General features: G+C 71.2%; 18 protein-coding genes and 4 pseudogenes. 11 read left to right on the top strand and 11 right to left on the bottom strand.

Features of this window, described 5'->3' with window-relative positions; translation table 11 throughout:
- Positions 1 to 26: 26 nt before the first annotated feature.
- The 3 genes from treS to B079_RS0111915 form a co-directional block, all read right to left on the bottom strand.
- On the bottom strand, positions 27 to 1,745 hold the full coding sequence (gene treS, locus B079_RS0111925; RefSeq protein ID WP_018546031.1) for a maltose alpha-D-glucosyltransferase: 1,719 nt from the start codon (positions 1,743 to 1,745) through the stop codon (positions 27 to 29).
- Positions 1,742 to 3,736 carry an alpha-1,4-glucan--maltose-1-phosphate maltosyltransferase gene (locus tag B079_RS0111920; RefSeq protein WP_026248603.1) on the bottom strand — a complete coding sequence of 665 codons (1,995 nt, stop codon included), beginning with the start codon at positions 3,734 to 3,736 and terminating at the stop codon, positions 1,742 to 1,744. The genes treS and B079_RS0111920 overlap by 4 nt, the downstream gene beginning before the upstream one ends.
- A gap of 109 nt (positions 3,737 to 3,845) precedes the next feature.
- Complete coding sequence (locus tag B079_RS0111915) at positions 3,846 to 4,145, bottom strand: DUF5133 domain-containing protein (protein ID WP_018546029.1); 300 nt, start codon at positions 4,143 to 4,145, stop codon at positions 3,846 to 3,848.
- A 301-nt stretch (positions 4,146 to 4,446) separates the two neighbouring features.
- Between B079_RS0111915 and B079_RS0111910 the strand changes: the two genes are divergently transcribed.
- Complete coding sequence (locus B079_RS0111910; RefSeq protein ID WP_018546028.1) at positions 4,447 to 4,941, top strand: hypothetical protein; 495 nt, start codon at positions 4,447 to 4,449, stop codon at positions 4,939 to 4,941.
- Positions 4,942 to 4,964: 23 nt separating this feature from the next.
- Positions 4,965 to 7,079 carry a glycogen debranching protein GlgX gene (glgX, locus tag B079_RS0111905; protein ID WP_037801481.1) on the top strand — a complete coding sequence of 705 codons (2,115 nt, stop codon included), beginning with the start codon at positions 4,965 to 4,967 and terminating at the stop codon, positions 7,077 to 7,079.
- 1 nt (position 7,080) lies between these two features.
- Here glgX and B079_RS33885 read toward each other — a convergent pair.
- A pseudogene (locus tag B079_RS33885) lies at positions 7,081 to 7,890 on the bottom strand (VOC family protein); the annotation flags it as partial.
- A gap of 272 nt (positions 7,891 to 8,162) precedes the next feature.
- Complete coding sequence (locus B079_RS0111895; protein ID WP_018546024.1) at positions 8,163 to 8,954, bottom strand: RNA polymerase sigma factor SigF; 792 nt, start codon at positions 8,952 to 8,954, stop codon at positions 8,163 to 8,165.
- Positions 8,955 to 9,135: 181 nt separating this feature from the next.
- Here B079_RS0111895 and B079_RS31785 point away from each other — a divergent pair, with 181 nt between their 5' ends.
- The 4 genes and pseudogenes from B079_RS31785 to B079_RS0111875 all read left to right on the top strand — a co-directional run bounded on the left by B079_RS31785 (position 9,136) and on the right by B079_RS0111875 (position 12,093).
- A complete protein-coding gene (locus B079_RS31785; RefSeq protein ID WP_018546023.1) occupies positions 9,136 to 9,681 on the top strand; it encodes a MarR family transcriptional regulator in 546 nt (181 codons plus the stop codon).
- On the top strand, positions 9,675 to 10,520 hold the full coding sequence (locus B079_RS0111885) for an ABC transporter ATP-binding protein (protein WP_018546022.1): 846 nt from the start codon (positions 9,675 to 9,677) through the stop codon (positions 10,518 to 10,520). Before B079_RS31785 ends, B079_RS0111885 begins: the two co-directional genes overlap by 7 nt.
- Positions 10,480 to 11,345 (top strand): annotated as a pseudogene (locus tag B079_RS31780) (ABC transporter permease). The gene B079_RS0111885 and the pseudogene B079_RS31780 overlap by 41 nt, the downstream one beginning before the upstream one ends.
- 223 nt (positions 11,346 to 11,568) lie before the next feature.
- On the top strand, positions 11,569 to 12,093 hold the full coding sequence (locus B079_RS0111875; protein ID WP_018546021.1) for a hypothetical protein: 525 nt from the start codon (positions 11,569 to 11,571) through the stop codon (positions 12,091 to 12,093).
- A gap of 67 nt (positions 12,094 to 12,160) precedes the next feature.
- Here B079_RS0111875 and B079_RS0111870 read toward each other — a convergent pair whose 3' ends face one another.
- Positions 12,161 to 12,937: an NPP1 family protein gene (locus tag B079_RS0111870; RefSeq protein ID WP_018546020.1), complete on the bottom strand. Its 777-nt coding sequence runs from the start codon at positions 12,935 to 12,937 to the stop codon at positions 12,161 to 12,163.
- A 116-nt stretch (positions 12,938 to 13,053) separates the two neighbouring features.
- Positions 13,054 to 14,007, bottom strand: coding sequence for an ATP-dependent DNA ligase (locus tag B079_RS0111865; RefSeq protein WP_037801530.1), 954 nt, complete (start codon positions 14,005 to 14,007; stop codon positions 13,054 to 13,056).
- 182 nt (positions 14,008 to 14,189) lie between these two features.
- On the opposite strand from B079_RS0111865, the gene B079_RS0111860 reads away from it, so the two are divergent.
- Complete coding sequence (locus B079_RS0111860) at positions 14,190 to 14,570, top strand: membrane protein (protein WP_018546018.1); 381 nt, start codon at positions 14,190 to 14,192, stop codon at positions 14,568 to 14,570.
- Positions 14,567 to 15,040: a peroxiredoxin gene (locus B079_RS0111855; RefSeq protein WP_018546017.1), complete on the top strand. Its 474-nt coding sequence runs from the start codon at positions 14,567 to 14,569 to the stop codon at positions 15,038 to 15,040. Before B079_RS0111860 ends, B079_RS0111855 begins: the two co-directional genes overlap by 4 nt.
- Positions 15,041 to 15,145: 105 nt before the next feature.
- Here the strand turns inward: B079_RS0111855 and B079_RS0111850 are convergent, their stop codons facing one another.
- On the bottom strand, positions 15,146 to 15,754 hold the full coding sequence (locus B079_RS0111850) for a hypothetical protein (RefSeq protein WP_018546016.1): 609 nt from the start codon (positions 15,752 to 15,754) through the stop codon (positions 15,146 to 15,148).
- Between the two features lie 321 nt (positions 15,755 to 16,075).
- On the opposite strand from B079_RS0111850, the gene B079_RS0111845 reads away from it, so the two are divergent.
- Entirely contained in the window at positions 16,076 to 17,038 is a 963-nt protein-coding gene (locus B079_RS0111845) for a TauD/TfdA dioxygenase family protein (RefSeq protein ID WP_018546015.1), read from the top strand.
- Between the two features lie 22 nt (positions 17,039 to 17,060).
- Here B079_RS0111845 and B079_RS0111840 read toward each other — a convergent pair whose 3' ends face one another.
- The 3 genes and pseudogenes from B079_RS0111840 to B079_RS36295 form a co-directional block, all read right to left on the bottom strand.
- Entirely contained in the window at positions 17,061 to 18,086 is a 1,026-nt protein-coding gene (locus B079_RS0111840) for an LLM class flavin-dependent oxidoreductase (RefSeq protein ID WP_026248600.1), read from the bottom strand.
- A 116-nt stretch (positions 18,087 to 18,202) separates the two neighbouring features.
- Positions 18,203 to 18,637, bottom strand: coding sequence for a low temperature requirement protein A (locus tag B079_RS36300; protein WP_078495924.1), 435 nt, complete (start codon positions 18,635 to 18,637; stop codon positions 18,203 to 18,205).
- Positions 18,553 to 19,253, bottom strand: a pseudogene (locus B079_RS36295) (low temperature requirement protein A). Before B079_RS36295 ends, B079_RS36300 begins: the two are co-directional and overlap by 85 nt.
- A gap of 344 nt (positions 19,254 to 19,597) precedes the next feature.
- On the opposite strand from B079_RS36295, the pseudogene B079_RS0111825 reads away from it, so the two are divergent.
- Together B079_RS0111825 and B079_RS0111820 are read left to right on the top strand one after the other, a co-directional pair.
- Positions 19,598 to 19,900 (top strand): annotated as a pseudogene (locus B079_RS0111825) (transcriptional regulator); the annotation flags it as partial.
- 78 nt (positions 19,901 to 19,978) lie between these two features.
- Positions 19,979 to 20,827: a helix-turn-helix domain-containing protein gene (locus B079_RS0111820; protein WP_018546011.1), complete on the top strand. Its 849-nt coding sequence runs from the start codon at positions 19,979 to 19,981 to the stop codon at positions 20,825 to 20,827.
- Positions 20,828 to 20,851: the final 24 nt, after the last annotated feature.

The following is a 20,851-nucleotide window of genomic DNA, read 5'->3' as shown; positions in this document are numbered from 1 at the left end:
ACGCGTCCTTTCCTCGGCGCCTGGCGCTAGCGGCGGCGGCCGATGCGGGATGCGACTCGGGTGAGCCGGAACCAGTAGAAGCCGTGGCCCGCGAGGGTCAGCAGATAGGGCAGTTCACCGATCGCCGGGAAGCGCACCCCGCCGATCAGCTCGACCGGGTGACGCCCGTCGTAGGCCCGCAGATCCAGCTCGGTCGGCTGCGCGAACCGGGAGAAATTGTGCACGCACAGCACCAGGTCGTCGCCGTACTCGCGCAGGAACGCGAGGACCGCCGGGTTGGAGGACGGCAGTTCGGTGTAGGTGCCGAGTCCGAAGGCGGGGTTCTGCTTGCGGATCTCGATCATCCGGCGGGTCCAGTGCAGCAGGCTCGACGGGGACGACATCGAGGCTTCCACGTTGGTGACCTGGTAGCCGTAGACCGGGTCCATGATCGTGGGGAGGTAGAGCCGCCCGGGGTCGCAGGGCGAGAAGCCCGCGTTGCGGTCCGGGGTCCACTGCATGGGGGTGCGGACGGCGTCGCGGTCGCCGAGCCAGATGTTGTCGCCCATGCCGATCTCGTCGCCGTAGTAGAGGATCGGCGAGCCGGGCAGGGAGAGCAGCAGGGCGGTGAACAGCTCGATCTGGTTGCGGTCGTTGTCGAGGAGGGGGGCGAGGCGCCTGCGAATACCGATGTTGGCGCGCATCCGCGGGTCCTTGGCGTACTCGGCCCACATGTAGTCGCGTTCCTCGTCGGTGACCATCTCCAGGGTCAGCTCGTCGTGGTTGCGCAGGAAGATGCCCCACTGGCAACTCGACGGGATGGCCGGGGTCTTGGCGAGGATTTCGGAGACCGGGTAGCGCGATTCACGGCGTACGGCCATGAAGATGCGCGGCATGACGGGGAAGTGGAACGCCATGTGGCATTCGTCGCCGCCCACTTGGTAGTCGCCGAAGTAGTCGACCACGTCCTCCGGCCACTGGTTCGCCTCCGCGAGGAGCACGGTGTCCGGGTACTGCGTGTCGATCTCGCGCCGTACGCGCCGCAGGAACTCGTGCGTGGCGGGCAGGTTCTCGCAGTTGGTGCCGTCCTCGGCGTAGAGGTACGGCACCGCGTCCAGGCGGAACCCGTCGATGCCGAGGTCCAGCCAGAACTTCAGCGCGGCCAGGATCTCCTCCTGCACGGCCGGGTTCTCGTAGTTGAGGTCGGGCTGGTGCGAGAAGAAGCGGTGGAAGTAGTACTGGCCGCGCACCGGGTCGAAGGTCCAGTTGGAGACCTCGGTGTCCACGAAGATGATCCGCGCGTCCTGGTACTGCTTGTCGTCGTCGGCCCACATGTAGTAGTCGCCGTAGGGGCCTTCGGGGTTCTTGCGGGACTCCTGGAACCACGGGTGCTGGTCGCTGGTGTGGTTCATGACGAAGTCGATGATGACGCGCATCCCGCGCTGGTGGGCGGCGTCCACGAACTCGACGAAGTCCGCGAGGTCCCCGAACTCCGGCAGCACCGACGTGTAGTCGGCCACGTCGTAACCGCCGTCCCGCAACGGGGACTTGAAGAACGGCGGCAGCCAGAGACAGTCGACGCCGAGCCACTGGAGATAGTCCAGCTTGGCGGTGAGACCCTTGAGGTCCCCGATGCCGTCGCCGTCGCTGTCGTGGAAGGAGCGGACCAGGACTTCGTAGAAGACGGCGCGCTTGAACCACTCCGGGTCGCGGTCCCGGACGGGGGTGTCCTCAAAAGTGTCCGGCACGGGTTCGTTCACGGTCATGACGCTGAAGGCCCTCCGATCTGTGGCGTCGCCCGCCCGGCGGCGTGCAGTACGTGCGCGGGTGCGTGGCCGGGGCTGAGACGGACGTAGTTGGTCCGGCCCCAGTGGTAGGTCTCGCCTGTCAGTTCGTCGTGGACGGACAGGTCGGCGTGCCAGTCCAGGCCGAGTTGCGGCATGTCCAACGAGACCGTGGCCTCCTGGGTGTGGTGCGGGTCGAGGTTGACGACCACGATGACCGTGTCCGTCCCCGTGCTCTTGCTGTAGGCGAGCACGGAGTCGTTGTCGGTCTGATGGAAGCGGAGATTCCGCAGGCGCTGTAGCGCGGGATGCCGACGGCGGATGTCGTTGAGGCGGGTGATGAGCGGGGCGATGGTGCGGCCCTCCCGGGCGGCGCCCTCCCAGTCACGGGGCTTGAGCTGGTACTTCTCCGAGTCCAGGTACTCCTCGCTGCCCGGCTTCAACGCCTGGTTCTCGCACAGCTCGTAGCCGCTGTAGACGCCCCAGGCCGGAGAGAGGGTGGCGGCGAGCACGGCCCGGACCTCGAAGGCGGGACGGCCGCCGTCCTGGAGGTAGGCGTGCAGGATGTCCGGGGTGCTGGTGAAGAAGTTGGGCCGCATATAGGCGGCGGCCTCCCCCGACAACTCGGTCAGATACTCGGTGAGTTCCTGCTTGCCGTTGCGCCAGGTGAAGTACGTGTAGGACTGCTGGAAGCCGACCTGGGCCAGGGTGTGCATCATCGCGGGACGGGTGAACGCCTCGGCCAGGAACAGGACATCGGGATCGGCGCGGTTGATCTCCCCGATCACCCGCTCCCAGAACACCACCGGCTTGGTGTGCGGGTTGTCCACGCGGAAGATCCGCACCCCGTGCTCCATCCAGTGCCGCAGGACGCGGACAGTCTCCGTCACCAGGCCGTCCATGTCAGCGTCGAAGGCGATGGGATAGATGTCCTGGTACTTCTTCGGCGGGTTCTCCGCGTACGCGATCGTCCCGTCCGGGCGGTGGTGGAACCACTGCGGGTGCTTCTCCACCCACGGGTGGTCCGGGGAACACTGGAGCGCGAAGTCCAGGGCCACCTCCAGGCCCAACTCCCGTGCCCGGCCCACGAAATGGTCGAAGTCCTCCAGCGTGCCCAGCTGCGGGTGGACGCTGTCGTGACCGCCCTCGGGCGAGCCGATCGCCCACGGCACACCGACGTCGTCCGGCGTCGCGGTGAGCGTGTTGTTGCGGCCCTTGCGATGCGTGGTCCCGATCGGATGGATCGGCGGGAGGTACACCACGTCGAAGCCCATCTCCGCGATGGCCGCCAACCGGCGCTCGGCCGAGCGGAAGGTGCCGTGCGGCTGCTCGACCGTGCCCTCCGAGCGCGGGAAGAACTCGTACCAGGAGCCGTACAGCGCGCGTTCGCGCTCCACCAGCAGCGGCATCGGATCGGACGCGGTCACCAACTCCCGCAGCGGATACCGCTCCAGAAGGTCCAGGACCTCGGCCGACAGCGCGCCCCTGAGCCGGTCGTCCACCCCGAGGATGTCGTCGCCGAGATCGCGGGCGGCTGCAAGCACCAGGTCCCGCTCCGCGCCCTTGGGCACTCCGGCGGCGGCCCGCTCGTACAGCTCGGCGCCCTCCTCCAGGACCAGGCCGGTGTCGATGCCCGCCGGGATCTTGATCCCGGCCGCGTGCCGCCAGGTCGCCAGCGGATGACTCCACGCCTCGACCCGGAACGTCCAGCGGCCCGTCATGTCCGGAGTGACCTCGGCACCCCACACGTCACTGCCGGGGGACAGCTCCCGCATCGGCAGCCAAGGGCCGCGCCGGCCCTTCGGGTTGCGCAGGACCACGTTGGCGCCCACCACGTCGTGCCCCTCGCGGAACACGGTCGCGGTCACCAGGAACGTCTCCCCGGTCACCGCCTTCGCCGGGCGCCTTCCGCATTCCACGGACGGCCGGACATCACGTACCGGTACGCGGCCGATGGCCGGAGTCCTGCGCATGGATCTCACCTCCGCCGTGCGCGAAGCCGGGCACACGGGCCCGGCTTCGCGATCCGATCCACAAGCCGGCTGCTGCCGCCCCGTGGGGAACGCCATGTACGGTGCCAGGTCAGGGCCGTGGCGCCGTGGAACGCCGCTCCGGGGACTGCGCGCGTCGCGCCGCCCTGTCCCCTCGCGGCCGGCCGTCCTGCTCGCGCAGATAGCCGGTCAGGGTGGAGCGCAGATACCGCTCGGCCGCGTCGGCGGCCTCCCGCGCGCACCGTTTTCCCATCAGCACGCACAGGGTGTAGCCCGAATCCTCGAAGGTGCCCCGGACCGTGCGGTCGTGGGGCGAGGCGAGCATCACACGCTCCCACGCCCGGTAACGCCGCAACTGCCGGGCCACTTCGGCCTTGGCCGGTAGCAGCATGGCCCTTTTCACCTTTCCCGCTCTCGACCGGGCGTGGTCCCGAGGATCGGGTGGCTCCGCGCACGGAAGCGCACGGCGCCATGACGTCGATCGAGGTTTTCACTCATGGTGCACGCGTACACACGCATCGTCCTGTTGGAGCTTCAACGACCCGGCCGTTCGTGATGCTCGTGTTGCACGAATGGCGTAGCCCCCGCACTGTGGGAGTGACTCAGAAGCGATCGGCGCTCACGCCACGTGACCGGGAATCGTCCCGATCGGGGCGACGGGCGGGAGCTTCGCCGGTGAGGAGCAAGCGACGATGAAGGCAGTGCCCTGCTACTACCACCTCGACGTGGAAGTCGGCCCGGAACGGGTGGGACAGGTCAGCCGCATCCTGGCCGCCCATCTGCGCTACTGGGACCTGGACAACCTCGTCGGTCCCGTCCGCCACGGCACCCAGCTGCTGCTGCGGGCGATCGACCGGCACGCGACGGACAAGGCCACCTCCATCGAGATGTGGTGGACCGGCCAGCATCTGATCACCGCCGTCGGCGGCGACGACCGGGAGCTGCGCCCCGACCAGGACCTGCGGGCCTGTCTCGCGGACCTCGCGGCGATGAGCGACGGCTGGGGATGCTGCGCCACCGCGAACGGCGGCAAGGTCATCTGGTTCTCCCAGCGCGCCCGCTCCGACCAGCGCGTCCCGCTGGTCGCCACCGCCCCGGTGCCCAGCCTGCGCCGGGTCCTCGATCTGCCGCGCGCGCTGCCCGTGGCCGCCCTGGCCGCCCCCGACGTCCTGGCGGGCGCCCGGTGACGGCGCGCAAGTCCCGGAAAGGGGTGCCCGTGTGGAGCGGGCACCCCTACCCGTTGGGCGCCTCCTACGACGGGCAGGGCACCAACTTCGCCCTCTTCAGCGAGGTCGCCGAGCGCGTCGACCTCAGCCTCGTGGACGACAAGGGACGCGAGACGCGGGTGCCGCTGCACGAGGTCGACGGCTTCGTCTGGCACGCCTACCTCCCCGGCGTCGGCCCCGGGCAGCGCTACGGCTACCGGGTGCACGGCCCCTGGCAGCCCTCGCTCGGCAACCGCTGCAACCCCGCCAAGCTGCTGCTCGACCCCTACGCCCGCGCCGTCGACGGCCAGACGGACAACGACGCCTCCCTCTACGAGCGCGACCCCGACGGACCGGACCCGGCCGACAGCGCCGGGCACTCGATGCTCGGCGTGGTCACCGACCCCTACTTCGACTGGGGCGACGACCGGCCGCCGGACATCCCGTACTCCGGGTCCGTCATCTACGAGGCCCATGTACGCGGCCTGACCCGCACCCACCCCGAGGTTCCCGAGCGGCTGCGCGGCACCTACGCGGGCCTCGCCCACCCCGCCGTCACCGGGCACCTCACCTCGCTCGGCGTCACCGCGGTCGAGCTGATGCCGGTCCACCAGTTCGCCCAGGACGGCGTGCTGCGCGACCGGGGCCTCGCCAACTACTGGGGCTACAACACCATCGGCTTCTTCGCCCCGCACCACGCCTACGCCGCCCTCGGCTCGCGCGGCCAGCAGGTCAACGAGTTCAAGGCCATGGTGAAGGCGCTGCACGCGGCCGGTCTCGAAGTCATCCTCGACGTGGTCTACAACCACACCGCCGAGGGCAACGAGAGGGGCCCCACCCTCTCCTTCCGGGGCATCGACAACGCCTCGTACTACCGCCTGGTCGACGGCGACTGGGCGCACTACTACGACACCACCGGCACCGGCAACAGCCTGCTGATGCGCCACCCCTATGTGCTCCAGCTCATCATGGACTCGCTGCGCTACTGGGTCACCGAGATGCATGTCGACGGCTTCCGCTTCGACCTCGCGGCGACCCTGGCCCGGCAGTTCCACGAGGTGGACCGGCTCTCGGCGTTCTTCGACCTGATCCAGCAGGACCCGGTGATCAGCCGCGTCAAGCTCATCGCCGAGCCGTGGGACCTGGGCGAGGGCGGCTACCAGGTCGGCAACTTCCCCCAGCTCTGGTCGGAGTGGAACGGCAAGTACCGGGACGCCGTACGGGACTTCTGGCGGGCCGAGCCCGGGTCGCTCGGGGAGTTCGCCTCCCGGCTCACCGGCTCCTCCGACCTGTACCAGGCCAGCAACCGCAGGCCCCGGGCCAGCGTCAACTTCGTCACCGCGCACGACGGTTTCACCCTGCGCGACCTCGTGTCGTACAACGACAAGCACAACGAGGCCAACGGCGAGGACAATCAGGACGGCGAGAGCGTCAACCGGTCCTGGAACTGCGGGGTGGAGGGCGAGAGCGACGATCCCGCCGTGCTCGAACTGCGAGCCCGCCAGCAGCGCAATCTGCTGGCCACGCTGCTGCTGAGCCAGGGCATCCCGATGCTCGCCCACGGCGACGAACTCGGCCGCACCCAGGGCGGCAACAACAACGCCTACTGCCAGGACAACGAGGTCTCCTGGGTGGACTGGGACCTGGACGACGAACAGCGGTCCCTGACCGAGTTCACCCGCCGGATCATCGCCCTGCGCGCCGGGCACCCGGTGCTGCGCAGACGCCGGTTCTTCCACGGCGAGCGCGCGGCCAAGGCCGACCGGCGGCTGCCCGACCTGGTGTGGCTGCGGCCCGACGCGCGCGAGATGGCCGACCAGGACTGGCAGCGCGACGACGCGTACTCGGTGGGCGTCTTCCTCAACGGCGACGCCATCGCCGAACGCGACGCCTACGGACGGCGCGTGGTCGACGACTCCTTCCTGATCCTCCTCAACGGCTACTGGGAGCCGGTCGACTTCCGGCTGCCCGGCGAGTCCTACGGCGAGCGCTGGACCACCCTGATCGACACCGCCGACCCCGACGGTGTGCCCGACGAACGCGAGCGCAAGGCGGGCAGCAGACTCCGGGTCGAGGCCCGCAGCCTGATCCTGCTCTCCCGGCCCTCCCAGAGCGGCTGACGCGCGGGTCGCGCGAGGTCACCGTGAACTGCGCCCCGTCCGGGTCGCGCAGCACGGCCTCGGTCGCCTGCTCGCTCAGCACACTGCCGCCGTGCTTCTCGGCCCCGCGCGCACAGCGGGCCACGTCGGACACCGCGAAGTGGACCTGCCAGTGCGGGCGTACGGAGGGGTCGGGGGCCGCCTCCACCGCGCCCGAGTCGATGCGGGCCACCACGTCGCCCTGGCTGCGCAGCACCACCTCGCCGCCCTCGTACTCGACCTCGCAGCAGCCCGGCGCCCCGGTCGCCCAGTCCAGCACCTCGCCGTAGAAGATCGCGGAATCGAAGGCGTTGCGGGTGTGCAGCCGGATGAAGGTGGGGGCCGAGCGGCGCCAGGTCTCCCAGTTGGAGACCAGCTGGCCCTGCCAGATGCCGAAGGTGGCGCCGTCGCGGTCGGCAAGGAGGGCGGCGCGGCCCGGCGGGAAGGACAGCGGGCCCACCGCCGCCGTGCCGCCGCGCTCGCGCGTCCGCGCCGCCGCCACATCGGCGTCCGGCACCGCGAAGTACGGCGTCCAGGCCACCGCCGTCTGCCACATCGCGGCCACGGCGGCGATGCCGGCCACCGGCACCCCGTTCGCCAGGGCGACCCGGAACCGGTCGCCCAGCTCCGCCTCGCGCCAGCGCCAGCCGAGCACGGCGGTGTAGAACTCCTCGGTGGCCTGCAGATCGCGGCTGGTCAGGCTCACCCAGCAGGGGGCGCCGAAGAAGGAATGCGTCGAGGGGGCGTCCTTCCGCTTCCTCGGTTCACCGCTGACGGCTGTGTCGTGATTCATGGCAGTCGCGTCCTGCTCTCGGGGCCGGGCGGCCACCGGTCCGCACCAGTGTCCGGCCGGACGGGGGTCGCATGCCTCCCGAGTACCCCGGCGCGGCCCAGGCAGGCAGGGGCGTCCGGCAGCGCCGCCCCACGGCTGGGCGGGACTGCCGCGGGCCGGGGGTGAGTAGTCCGAACGAGTGAAGGAGAGTGAGGGGAGAGGGGGACGGGGGAGACCCGAAGGGGTGAAATCCCGGTGCGGACCGGTGCCTGGTTCGTCCGGCCCGCTGTCGTTCAGCCCGCTTCCGCGAGCAGTTCCTCGCGCAGCCGGTCGAAGCAGCCCGTGAGCAGCCGGGACACGTGCATCTGCGAGATCCCGAGCTGGTCGGCGATGCGGCTCTGGGTCATGCCCCGGAAGAACCGCAGATAGAGGATGGTGCGCTCGCGCTCCGGCAGCGCGGCGAGGAACGGGGAGACGGCCACCCGGTCCACCACCAGGTCGAACCCCGGGTCCGGCTCCCCGAGGCAGTCGCCGAGCGCGAAGCCCTCGGTCCCGGCCACCTCGGCGTCCAGCGAGAGCGCGGAGAAGCACTCCAGCGCCTCCATGCCCGTGCGCACCTCGTCCTCGGTCAGGCCGGTGCGCTCGGCGATCTCCTCGACGGTGGGGGCGCGTCCCGAGGTGGTCTGGGACAGCTCCTTCCACGCGACGCGGACCCGGTTGCGCAGGTCCTGGACGCGCCGGGGCACGTGCAGGGTCCACATGTGGTCGCGGAAGTGGCGCTTGATCTCACCGGTGATGGTCGGGACCGCGTACGCCTCGAAGGCACGGCCGCGCTCCGGGTCGTAGTGGTCGACCGCCTTGACCAGACCGAGCGCCGCCACCTGATACAGATCCTCCAGGGACTCGCCGCGGCCACGGAAGCGCACCGCGATCCGCTCGGCCATGGGGAGCCACAGCCGCACCAGCTCGTCCCTCAACGCCTGGCGCCGTGGACCGTCGGGCAGCGCGGCAAGCCGCTCGAAGGCTTCCGCCGTGTCCGGGGCGTCGTCATGGGGGTGCGTCTTCGTGCTGCCGGTGACAGCCATCGCGTGCACTTCTCTCAGCGGGGGCTGGGGTGGTCACGGGTGCCCGCTGCGGGGCACTGGTGGTTCGCCTTCCCGATGTCCGGCAAACCAAAACAAGTATGTACACAAGCCGCCAAACGGTGCGAAGTGCTTGACCTACCTTTGACGTTAATTACCTCTGCAACAGAGGTAATCTCCAGGAGTGGACGATTCCCTGGAAGCGGAAGACCAGGAAAAGGGCGGCGGCGGCACGGAACCGGACGCCTTCCCGGAGGAGCTGGCCGACACCCTGGTGCGCGTCCAGCGGCTGATCCGGCGGCGGCTGCGCGGCGGCCTCACCGCACCCCGGCTGCGCGGCGCCGAGGTCGAGCTGCTGCGACTGGTCGAGGAGCGGCCGGGGCTCGGGGTCTCGGACGCCGCCCGCGCCCTGCACCTGGCCGGGAACTCCGTGTCCACCCTGGTCAACCGGCTCGTGGGGGACGGCTATCTGCTGCGCGAGACCGACCCCGCCGACCGACGTGCCGCCCGGCTGCGGCTCACCCCGGCCGCCTCCGAGCGGCTCGGACAGTGGCGCCGCCGCCGCTCCGAACTGGTCGGCCGCGAGGTGGCCGGGCTCGGTGCCGCCGACCGCGCGGCCCTGCGCGCCGCACTCCCCGCGCTGCGCAGACTGGCCACCGCCCTGCACGAGGAGCCCGAAGACCCCGGCACGGACCGGCGAACCCCGAGGGAGGCCGAGAAATCATGGTGAGCGACGACCCGGCGGCCCCCGGCGCGGCCGTCTCCTGCACGGGCCTGACCTACGCCTTCGGCGCGACCAGAGCCGTCGACGGGCTCGAACTGACCGTCCGCGAGGGCGAGGTGTTCGGGCTGCTCGGACCCAACGGCGCGGGCAAGACCACCGCCATCCGCTGCCTCACCACCCTGCTGCCGGTCCCCGCCGGAACCGTCCGCGTCTTCGGCCACGACGCCGCCCGTGAACGCATGGACGTACGCCGCATGATCGGCTACGTCCCCCAGCGGCTCTCGGCCGACAGCGGACTGACCGGACGCGAGAACGTCGTCCTCTTCGCCCGCGTCTTCGACGTGCCGCGCCGCGAGCGCGCCGAACGCGTCGCCCACGCCCTGGCCGCCGTCGGCCTGAGCGACGCGGCCGACCGGCTCGCGGGCACCTACTCCGGCGGCATGGTCCGCCGCCTTGAACTCGCCCAGGCCCTGGTCAGCGAGCCCCGGCTGCTCATCCTGGACGAGCCCACCATCGGGCTCGACCCCATCGCCCGCACCGGCGTCTGGGAGCACATCGACTCCGTACGCGCCGCCACCGGCATGACCGTCCTGCTCACCACCCACTACATGGACGAGGCCGACCAGTACTGCGACCGGGTCGGCCTCATGCACCACGGCCGCGTCCGCGCGCTCGGCACCCCCGCCGAGCTGCGCCGGGGCCTGGCCGAACGCCTGGGCACCGACACGGTGCCCACGCTGGAGGACGTGTTCCGGGACGTCGCCGGAAGCGGCCTGGACGACCGAACGGGAGGAGATTTCCGCGATGTCCGGAGCACCCGCCGCACCGCGCGCCGAGTCGGCTGACCGCGCCCCCGCGCCGAGCGGGCCGCCCCGCCCGCGATCCGGCCTCCTGCTGCTGCCCACCCGGGTCGCCGCGATGTGCGCCGTCGAGCTGCAGAAGCTGCGCCACGACCGCACCGAGCTGTACACCCGCGCCGTCCAGCCCGCCCTCTGGCTGCTGATCTTCGGCCAGACCTTCACCCGCATCCGGGCGATCCCCACCGGGGGCATCCCCTACATCGACTTCCTGGCGCCCGGGATCATCGCCCAGTCCGCGATGTTCATCGCGATCTTCTACGGCATCCAGATCATCTGGGAGCGCGACGCGGGCACCCTGGACAAGCTGCTCGTCACGCCCACCCCGCGCTCGGCGCTGATCACCGGCAAGGCGTTCGCGGCCGGGGTGAAGTCGCTGATCCAGGCCGTCGTGGTGATCGTGATCGCCGCCCTGCTCGGGGTCGCCCTCACCTGGAACCCGCTCAAGCTCCTCGGGGTCGCCGTCGCCGTGATCCTCGGCGCCGCGTTCTTCTCCTGTCTGTCCATGACCATCGCGGGCATCGTGCTCAGCCGCGACCGGCTGATGGGCTTCGGACAGGCGATCACCATGCCGCTGTTCTTCGGCTCCAACGCGTGTTCTTCGGCTCCAACGCGCTCTACCCCGTCTCCGTGATGCCGGGCTGGCTCCAGGCCGTCAGCCGGGTGAATCCGCTCAGCTATCAGGTGGACGCCCTGCGCGGACTTCTGCTCGGCACCCCGGCCCACCTTCCGGCCGACTTCGGCGTGCTCGCGCTGGCCGCCGTCCTCGGGATCACGGCCGCCTCCTCACTGCTCGGCCGCCTGGTGCGCTGACCGGGAACCGGGCCTGGCCGCTCCGCGTGTCGGCCGGGCCCGGACGTGATGTGCGGCACGCGGCCCGAACGGAGTGGAACCCCCTCCCACGCCGTTCCTCCTGCGCAGGGCTTGATCAGCGATCAAACCGGGCGAACCACCAGGCCACGCCGTATTCGGCTTATTTGACAGTGCGCTCGGCCCACAGATAGACAGCAGCTCCCGGATGGTCGAGAGGGGAACCGTGTACGAGCCGAACGTGGTCGGTGACTGGCAGGAGTACGACGACTTCGCCGGTCTGCGGGTCCGCGTCCACCGCCTGGAGCGCGCCGAGCCGCCGCGCGGGCGGGACGACGCCGCCGCCGGGCTCACCTACTTCGCGCTCCGGGTGACCTTCGAGAACCGGGGCACACGGCCCTACGGCGTGCAGCTGGAGGACGGTCAGATCGACGTCCGGGTCGGCCCCGACGGCGGGGGCGCCTTCATCGACTGGCGCAACTCCCAGTTCATCGAGGGCTTCGACGTGCACCCGCTGCGCCGGGCCACCGCCTTCCTCTGCGCTGCGGCACCCGAGGCGGCCCTCACCCATGTCGACGTGCAGGTCCAGCCGCGCGTGGACGAGGAGTGGGCCGACCGCCGGCTGTGGACCGGCGGCATCGGGATCACCGAGGCGCCCCTGGCCACTGCCGCCGCGAGCGCGGGGGCCGCGAGCCTCGCGCACGAACTGGCCGCCTTCCTCAAGGACCAGGCCGAGCCCGGCGGCGCCTGAGACGTGCGCGCGGGCACAGCCGTGACGAGGGGCGGTCCACCGACAGCGGTGAACCGCCCCCGCTCTGTCAGGCGTTCGGGTCGAACGGAATCCCCGACGGCTTCGCCGCGGCGAGGTGCGAGGCGAAACTCGCCTCCTTCAGCGGGAAGTTGGCGCTCCCGAAGTCATAGGAGCTGAGCTTGTCGCGCAGCCCGGCCGGGTAGCCGTTCCAGCCGACCAGCGGCGGGTACTGCCAGGTGTGCTTGTGGTTCTCCGGCGGCTCGTCGTTGGCGGTGGCCAGCCGGAAGCAGTGGGTGCTGATGCCGTCCTTGTGGTAGACGGCCTTGGGGTGCGTGCCCTCGAAGCGGACCTCGGAGACGGGGTGCACGGTGAACTTGCCGTGGTTGGACGTCGAGACGTACTTGACCTGGCCGTCCTGCACCCAGACGGCCACGTGCTCCCAGTCGTTGCGGTGGCCGCCGAGGCTGACACCGGGCAGCGCCTGGTCCTTCTCGAAGTACAGGGTGTACAGATAGCCGCACCAGCCGTTGTTGCACTTGTAGCGCGAGTAGCTGTTGGTGTTGTCCAGGTCGGACGCGTCGTGGCAGTTGCCGTTGAGCGCGCCGGTCGGGTTCAGGCCCGGGTTGATCCTGCCGTCGGGGCCTATCGCCGGGGTCGGGTAGCAGCCGTCGGTGTCGTAGTCGAACGCGGGCTGGTACGTCAGCTCACCGGCCTCGGCGTTCTGCGGCAGGGCCTGCGGCGGGCCGTCGGCGGCGAAGGCGGGGGTGGCGAGCACGAGCGTGGCGGCGCCGGTGAGCGCGGCCAGCCATCTGCCGCGTCGCCGAGGGGACGTGAACGAAGCCACTGAGTCTCCAACTCGGTTGGGGGGTAAGGGAGTTCAGCATCCTGGCACAGGTGTGCGCCCCCGTGTCACCCCGGGTGTCCCACCGGTGAACCCTGGCCGACGGATCACCTTCCGCCTCAGCCGGTGCCCTCCGGCACCTCCGCCGCCGACTCCTCGGGCGTCAGATCCGGGCGCAGCCGCAGCCACGTCGGCTGACGCAGCAGGCCCGCGCGGGTGCGGGTGCTGTAGCCGACCTCGCCGACCAGCCGGGGCAGCACCCAGTGCGCCTCCGCGAGCCTCGGCGCCGGGTCGAAGGGACACTGTTCGGTCGCCAACTCCCGCAACATGACAGCCAGTTCATTGCGCTCCGCCTCGCTCCAGCCGGTGCCCACCCGGCCCGCGTACCGCAGCCGCCCACCGCCGCGCTGACCGAGCAGCACCGCCCCGGGCAGCCCCGTCAGGCGCCCCTTGCCGGGCAGCCAGCCGCCCACGATCACGTCCGCGCTCCGCTGGTTGCGGATCTTGATCCAGGCGCGGGAGCGCACCCCCGGCTCGTACGCCGAGTCCAGCCGCTTGCACACCAGCCCCTCCAGGCCGTGCTCCCGGGTCGCGCTCAGCGCCTCGGAGCCGTGCCCCACCACCGCGCCCGGCACCGACCAGTGCGGCCCGTCGAGCCCCAGGGCCTCCAGCGCGGTGCGCCGCCGGGCGTAGGGGGTGTGCAGCAGGGAGCCGCCCAGGAACGGCACGTCGAACAGCACCAGCTGGACCGGCACCTGCCCGGCCCTGCGGGCCGCGAGCGCGGGGGAGTGGGCGAGGCCCATCCGGCCCTGGAGCAACTGGAAATCAGCCCGGCCCTGTGCGTCCAGGGCCAGCACCTCGCCGTCCAGCACGGCCGGGGTGTCGCCCAACGCCGTGGCCAGCGGCGCGAGTTCGGGATAGGCGGCGGTGATGTCCTCGCCCGAGCGGGCGCGCAGCAGCACACGTCCGTCGCCGGGCAGGTACACCATCACCCGCTGACCGTCCTGCTTGGTCTCGTACGCCCATCGGTGGTCCTGCGCCGAGGGTGGCAGCGTGCCGGGGGTGGCGAGCATCGGCGCGAGGAGGGGCAGGGTGGTCACGGCAGAAGACCTCGACCGCCGGACGCGCTTCCACGCACGTCAGGGGGCGGTTTCCCCCGAACGGCCCGCGCCGCCCGGCCCCGCGCGGTGCCCCGTGATCCGCGCAGTCTCTACCGTGCAGTAATATCCGGCGTCAGGTCACCTGAGGAGGCGCCGTGCCCCGGTCCGAACGCTCACCCCTGCTGCTGGCCGGTCTGCTGGCCGCCGCCGGGGCCGCCCATTTCGCCGTCCCGCGCCCGTTCGACGCGATCATCCCGAAGGCGCTGCCCGGCTCCCGCCGGGCCTGGACGTACGGCAGCGGAGCCGTCGAACTCGCCCTCGCCGCGGGCATCGCCGCGCGCCCCACCCGGCCGCTGGCCGCGAAGGCCGCCGCCGCGTTCTTCGTCGGGGTGTTCCCCGCCAACGTGAAGATGGCCGTGGACTGGCGCGACCGCCCGGGGCCGCAGCGCAATGCCGCCCTCGCCCGGCTGCCGCTCCAGGTGCCGCTGGTTCTCTGGGCCCGTGGTGTGGCCCGTACCGGGGAGGGACGCGCATGAGCACCGAGATCCGGATCGGGGACACCGTCGAGGACTTCGCGCTCCCCGACGAGAGCGGCGCCGGCCGCCGCCTGAGCGAACTGCTCGCGGACGGCCCCGTGGTGCTCTTCTTCTACCCGGCCGCCCTCACCCCCGGCTGCACCGCCGAGGCCTGCCATTTCCGCGACCTCGCCGCCGAGTTCGCCGAGGCCGGGGCGCGTCCCGTCGGCATCAGCGGTGACGAGGTGGACCGGCAGCGGGAGTTCGCCGACAAGCACACCCTCGGGATGACGCTGCTCTCCGACGCCGACGGCACGGTCCGCGAGCGCTTCGGCGTCAAGCGGGGCTTCTCGCTGGCCCCCACCAAGCGGGCCACCTTCGTCATCGCACCCGACCGCACCGTCCTGGAGATCGTCCGCAGCGAACTGCGCATGAACACCCACGCGGACCGGGCGCTGGCCGCGCTGCGCGCTGCCCGCGCCCAGGGATGACGCACGCGGATACTTCTCCGGGGCAGAACATCGCCTCCGGCCGTCGCCGCAATGCGCGTGACGGCCGGAGGTTTTGATATCAGCCAGGCGGGCTGTGACGCCGCCTCAGATGGTCGGGGTGTCGTCGACGACCGGCTTGTGGATCTCGACGACCGGCTTCCATCCCGCGGTGAATTCGATGAAGTCCGCACGGGTGGGGTAGGTGTCGATCGCGCGACGGTCACGCTTGGGGGTGTCGCCGCCCTTGCGTCCCCGGGGAATCTGCTCCTCGAAGATGTCGACCTTCACGTCGGGAACCTCCTTGAGGCCCTGGCGCCAGATCTGCACGACGTCGGCGCCGAACGCCTGCCGGGCCGCGGCGTAAAGGGCGCTGAGGGCCCCCTTGTCCCCGCTGGGGACGAAAAGTGCCAGGTCCAGCACGACGCCGGCGGACTGGAGGACCTCGATGGTCACCGGGCCGTTCTCGTCGGCCACGTAGATTCCGGCTTCATTCTCGTCGTCGGGAAGGCAGGAGACCTCTTCCTGGAATATGGTCCTCGCCGTGACGGAGCCACCCTCGAAATGCTCACCGGACTTCGTCAGAAAAGCAGGGACATAGCAGCCGGGAAGCTTGAGTTCTGCCGTGTCGGCGGAAACGAAGAGCTTGTCCTTCATATCGAGCTTCGTCACCTCTTCCAGAGAGAGGCGGCGAGCGGCGATCTTCTCCGTGTTCACGATTTCCCTTTCAGGTTGCTCTGTCCCTCAGAATGAGGACGCTATCACGAAACCCTGAGGTCAACTGCCCGGTAATCGTTGGGGAATAGGCGTCCAGCAGATAGTGTCTCTCGTCATGGTGTGGGGGATCAAATGGCGGTTGCATTTCGGTGCATTGGGTGACGTAGAGGAAGTAAAAGAGAGTTCACGGTAGATAGTGCCCGTACCACCGCACCCGCTTCGGTCAGGACTTCGGCCTGGTCGGCTGACGCCCGTTGCTGACGTCTCGTCATGGCTGACACGATCACCCTGGGACCACGGACGAAGACCAGGGAGCGACACATGACGACGGACAGCGTGGTGGACCCGACCAAGGGCGTGGAGGTCCTGCCCGCAGCCGGACACATCGGCGCCGAGATCACCGGCGTGGACCTCGCCGCACCGCTCGACGACGCGGTGGCGGAGCTGATCAGGGAGGCGATGCTGCGCTGGAAGGTGGTGTTCTTCCGGGACCAGCACCTCGACCACGCCGCGCACATCGCCTTCGCCCGCCGCTTCGGCGAGCCGGTCGTCCTCGGCCGCCGGGGCAGCGCCTCGCCCGAGGGCTACCCCGAGGTGGAGACCACCGCCGACCGGCTGGAACTCGGCGGACGCTTCGGCATGGAGCACGACGAGTGGCTGCGCCGCCGCCGCCACACCCTGCTGCGCGGCTGGCACTGCGACCACGGCGCCCGCATCGACCCGCCCGCGGCCACCATCCTGCGCGCCGAGACCGTACCGCCCTACGGCGGCGACACCACCTGGGCCAATCTGGCCGCCGCCTACGCGGGCCTGTCCGCGCCGGTGCGCGCCTTCGTGGACGGGCTGCGCGCCGAACACCGGCTCGGCGTCGGCTACCAGCCCCGGCCCGGCGACGACGCCTATCTGCGCCGCCTCCTGGACCACCAGGTGGCCTCCGTGCACCCGCTGGTCCGCGTGCACCCGGAGACCGGCGAGCGGGTGCTCTTCGTCAACGGCTACTACGTCGAGCAGATCGAGGACGTCTCCCGCCCCGAGAGCGCGGCCCTCCTGGAGATGCTGCTCGAACAGGTCGTACGGCCCGAGTACACCGTCCGCTTCCGCTGGGAGCCGGGCAGCGTCGCCTTCTGGGACAACCGGGCCACCGTGCATCTCGCGCCCAGCGACAACGTCCACGTCGACCACCCCCGGATCATGCACCGGGTGATGCTCGCGGGCGACGTGCCGGTGGGCGTGGACGGCAGGCCGTCCGAGGCGCTGACGGGCACCGAGCCAGGCCGCTGGTGACCAGCCGCCGGGGCGCCCGGTGTCAGGGTGCCGGGCGCCCCAGCGCGGGGGCGAGCTTCGTCGCCATGTCCGTCAGGATCTGTACGTAGTCCTCGTGCCGGAAGGTGAACGGCAGCGCGAACGCCACCTCGTCCACCTCGCGGAACGCGGCGTGCGCGTGCAGCCGCTCGGCGATCTCCTCGCTGGTGCCCACCAGGTCCGGCGCGAACAGCAGCCGCGCCGGGCCCTGCGGAGCGGTCGTACGGGGCAGCCGGGCGGCGGCGAACTCGGCGTACCGCGCCCGCTGTCCGGCCGTCGCGGAGTCGGTCGGTATCACCACCAGACCCTGGGAGACCCGGGCCGCCTCGCCCTCGGGGTGCCGGGCGCGGAACTCCCGGATCTGGGCCAGCTGGATCGCCGCGAAGTCCAGTGGCCCGTCCGGGTCCTCGGCCTTGACGACGCTGCTGGTGAGCAGGTTCATGCCCTGCTCACCGGCCCAGCGCGCCGAGGCCAGGCTGCCGCCGCCGTACCACATGCGCCGGGCGAGGCCGGGGGAGTGCGGCTGGACAATGTCGGAGTACTGCTCGAAACCCTCGGCGCCCTTGAAGTCCGTGGCGGGCACACCGGCGACGAAGTCCAGCAGCCGCCGCACCCGCCCGTACCCGAAGTCCTCCGCCTCGGCGGAGACCGGATACAGCGCCTCCTTGACCTGGTCGTAGTGGATCGGCGGTCCGACACTGACCCCGGGATTGAGCCGCCCGCCGGAGAGCACGTCCACCGTGGCCAGGTCCTCGGCCAGGCGCAGCGGGTTCTCCCAGCCCAGCGGGATCACCGCCGTACCCAGCTCGATGCGCCGGGTGCGCTGCGAGGCAGCTGCCAGCACGGCCACCGGCGAGGAGATGCCGTACTGGAGATGCCGATGGCGCACCCAGGCACTGTCGAAGCCCAGCCGCTCACCCAGCTCGATGATCTCCAGCGTGTCCGCGTGCCCCCGTCCCGGGTCCTCGGCGTCGAACAGCCCGATCGTCAAAAACCCCAGCTTGCGCAGCGGACGCGACATGGACGCCACGGCCTCCTCCACCACTCGGACGGCACCCGGAGAGTGCTCCGACCACACTTGGCCGGGACGAGTCCGATTCTCGCAGCCGAATGTGACAACCGTGTGATCGGAAATCCGGCACCCGCTCAGCCGTCGGTCGCCTGCCGCAGGCTGCCGATCACGCGGCGGTGCGCCCGGGTCAGCGACGTGACCGTCAGCAGGAGGATCAGGTCGAGAAGGGCCACGGCGGCCAGCGGCGGAATCCAGACCGTGGCGACGGCCGCCGGGACGCAGGCCGCGCCCGCCAGCAGGCGTTCGGTCCAGGCGCCGTGCGCCGTGGCGCGGAAGAACCAGGCCGTGGCCGCGAGGTACAGGGCGAGGCCGCCGAAGAGCAGCAGCGCCAGGGTGACCGAGCCGTGGCCCAGCGGATGCGCGACGACCAGTTCGCTGCCCACCGCCATCGCCACCAGCGCGGCCAGCACCACGTACGCGCTGTTCACGGCCATCCGGACCGAGCGCAGCGGGTTGGCCGTCGTGGCGACGGCGGTACGGAACACGTCCTCGCCGCCGCCGAAGTACATCGCCCACAGACAGACCAGCGCGGTGAACGCCCCGGCCCCGCGAGGATGGTCGCCCAGCTCACCGGGGCGTCGGCCAGCGCACGCCCGGCGGTCAGCACGGTCTCGCCCAGCAGGATGATGAAGAACAGCCGCATCCGCTCCACCATGTGGTCCGCGTCGAAGCCCAGCTGACGGTCGCCCACCACCACAGCCGGGACTCGGACTCCACGCACGCGCCGACGATCCACAGGGGGGCCGCGACCACCATCCAGACCAGGGTCCGCCGGAAGTGCTCGCGCAGTGCCTCGGTGCGTCCGGCCGCCGCCGTCACCCCGGCCACGAAGAACAGGGTCACCAGCAGCGGCACCACGAACGCCCACGCCCGGTCCTCGAACGCGCCCGGGATCGCCGCGTTCATGTAGAGCCCGAGCCCCATGACGATCAGCACCATCCACCGGGTGATGTCACGCTCGATGTCGAGCAGCGTCGCCACCAGGCTGGTGTACGCCCAGGTGCCGAAGACCCCGGCCAGCAGGACGACCGTCTCCGCCGCGCCCCGCCAGGTGAGGTGTTCCAGCAGGTGGTGGGAGAGCTGCGAGACCGCGAAGACGAAGACGAGGTCGTAGAACAGCTCCACGGGCGAGACCTCCCGCCGGACGTCAGGTGCTCCCGGAAGAATGGCACGGCCTCCCCCACGGCGCGGTCCACGTACTTCGGCACGTCGTAGAAGTCCATGTGGGCGCCACCCTCCACGACCACCAGCCTCTTCGGGCTCCGGGCGCGGCCGTGCAGCTCGGTGGACATGCGCAGGGAGGCCACCTCGCTGCCCGTGACGATGAGGACCGGTCGGGTGAGCAGGTCCTCGACCATGTGGAAGGCGTCGAAGGTGAAGATCCGCGAGACGCTCTGGGTGAAGAGGAACTTGTTCTGGGCGTCGGGGTGCTGGGCGCGCGGGGTCAGGTAGTAGTCGTGCGCCTCGGCCCGCGAAATCCGCGTCTGACCGCGCTCGTGGGTGAGCTGTCGGTCCAGGACGCCGATTTCCGGCGCTGGTGGGGTGCTCACCATGTGGCGCTGCGCGGGGTCGGCACCAAGGTGCTCCGGCATCCGGTCGTCGGTGAGCTGACCCTCGACCGGGACACCCTCGCCGACGCCACCGACGCCGACCAGCAACTCGTCGTCTGGTCCGCTGAACCCGGCTCCCCCTCCCACGACGGGCTGCGCATTCTCGCCTCCTGGGCCGATTCCGCGCGGGAGACGGACGGGGGCCGCCACCGGCCCGGCTGACACCGGGACCGCGCGGCCCCGCTGGTTCCCGGCCCGCCCGACCCCGCGTCCCGCGCCCGGCGCTGCCACACTGGAGGAATGAGCGGCGTCAGCGGCGACCCCAAGGAGCTGGGCACCTTCCTGCGGGCCCGGCGGGCCGAGCTGGACCCGGCGCAGGTGGGCCTGCCCGACACCGGCACCCCGCGCCGGGTGGCGGGGCTGCGCCGTGAGGAGGTCGCCCGGCTGGCGTCGATCAGCACCGACTACTACACACGGGTCGAACAGGGCCGGATGCGGGCCTCGGCGCCCGTCCTGGACGCGCTCGCCCGTGCCCTGCGGCTCAGCGGCGACCAGCGCGCCTATCTGTTCGGGCTCGCCGGGCGGACGCCCTTCGATCCGCCCCCGGGACCGGGCCGCGCCGTCGCCCCGCACACCCGCAGACTGCTGGACCAGCTGACCGGATCACCGGCCCTGGTGCTGTCCGGGACCATGGACGTCCTGGCCTGGAACCGGCTCGCCGCCGCCCTGCTCACCGACTTCGGACGGCACCCCGAGCGGGACCGCAACTACGTCTGGCTGCTCTTCGCCGACCCCGAGATGCGCGCCCGCTACGACGACTGGCGGGCCGGGGCCCGCTCCTGCGTGGCGTATCTGCGGATGCACACCGCGCGCCGCCCCGACGACCCCCGGCTGCGCGCGCTGCTGGCCCGGATGTCCGCCTACAGCGACTTCCAGCGCTGGTGGCAGGCGCGTGAGGTCGCCGTCCAGGGGACCGCGAGCAAGGTGTTCCGCCATCCGGTGGCCGGCATCCTCGTGCTCGACTGGGACACGCTGACCAGCTCCACCGCGCCCGACCAGCACATCGTCGTCTGGACGGCCCGGCCGGGCAGCTCCTCCGAGGAGGCCCTGCGGCGCCTCGCGCAGTCCCCGGCCGCGCGCCGCGCCTGACCCCGCAGCCGCGCGCCCGCGTTG

The sequence above is a fragment of the Streptomyces sp. LaPpAH-108 genome, assembly GCF_000373625.1.
In the GTDB taxonomy this organism is placed as follows: domain Bacteria; phylum Actinomycetota; class Actinomycetes; order Streptomycetales; family Streptomycetaceae; genus Streptomyces.
Note: the sequence above shows the minus strand (reverse complement) of the source record. Positions and strands in the feature narration are given on the sequence as shown.

Coding starts and splice junctions, on each gene's coding strand:
- treS (WP_018546031.1), bottom strand. CDS start 1,745: ATGACCGTGAACGAACCCGTGCCGGACACTTTTGAGGACACCCCCGTC.
- B079_RS0111920 (WP_026248603.1), bottom strand. CDS start 3,736: ATGCGCAGGACTCCGGCCATCGGCCGCGTACCGGTACGTGATGTCCGG.
- B079_RS0111915 (WP_018546029.1), bottom strand. CDS start 4,145: ATGCTGCTACCGGCCAAGGCCGAAGTGGCCCGGCAGTTGCGGCGTTAC.
- B079_RS0111910 (WP_018546028.1), top strand. CDS start 4,447: ATGAAGGCAGTGCCCTGCTACTACCACCTCGACGTGGAAGTCGGCCCG.
- B079_RS0111895 (WP_018546024.1), bottom strand. CDS start 8,954: ATGGCTGTCACCGGCAGCACGAAGACGCACCCCCATGACGACGCCCCG.
- B079_RS0111885 (WP_018546022.1), top strand. CDS start 9,675: ATGGTGAGCGACGACCCGGCGGCCCCCGGCGCGGCCGTCTCCTGCACG.
- B079_RS0111865 (WP_037801530.1), bottom strand. CDS start 14,007: ATGCTCGCCACCCCCGGCACGCTGCCACCCTCGGCGCAGGACCACCGA.
- B079_RS0111855 (WP_018546017.1), top strand. CDS start 14,567: ATGAGCACCGAGATCCGGATCGGGGACACCGTCGAGGACTTCGCGCTC.
- B079_RS0111845 (WP_018546015.1), top strand. CDS start 16,076: ATGACGACGGACAGCGTGGTGGACCCGACCAAGGGCGTGGAGGTCCTG.
- B079_RS36300 (WP_078495924.1), bottom strand. CDS start 18,637: ATGTACTTCGGCGGCGGCGAGGACGTGTTCCGTACCGCCGTCGCCACG.
- B079_RS0111820 (WP_018546011.1), top strand. CDS start 19,979: ATGAGCGGCGTCAGCGGCGACCCCAAGGAGCTGGGCACCTTCCTGCGG.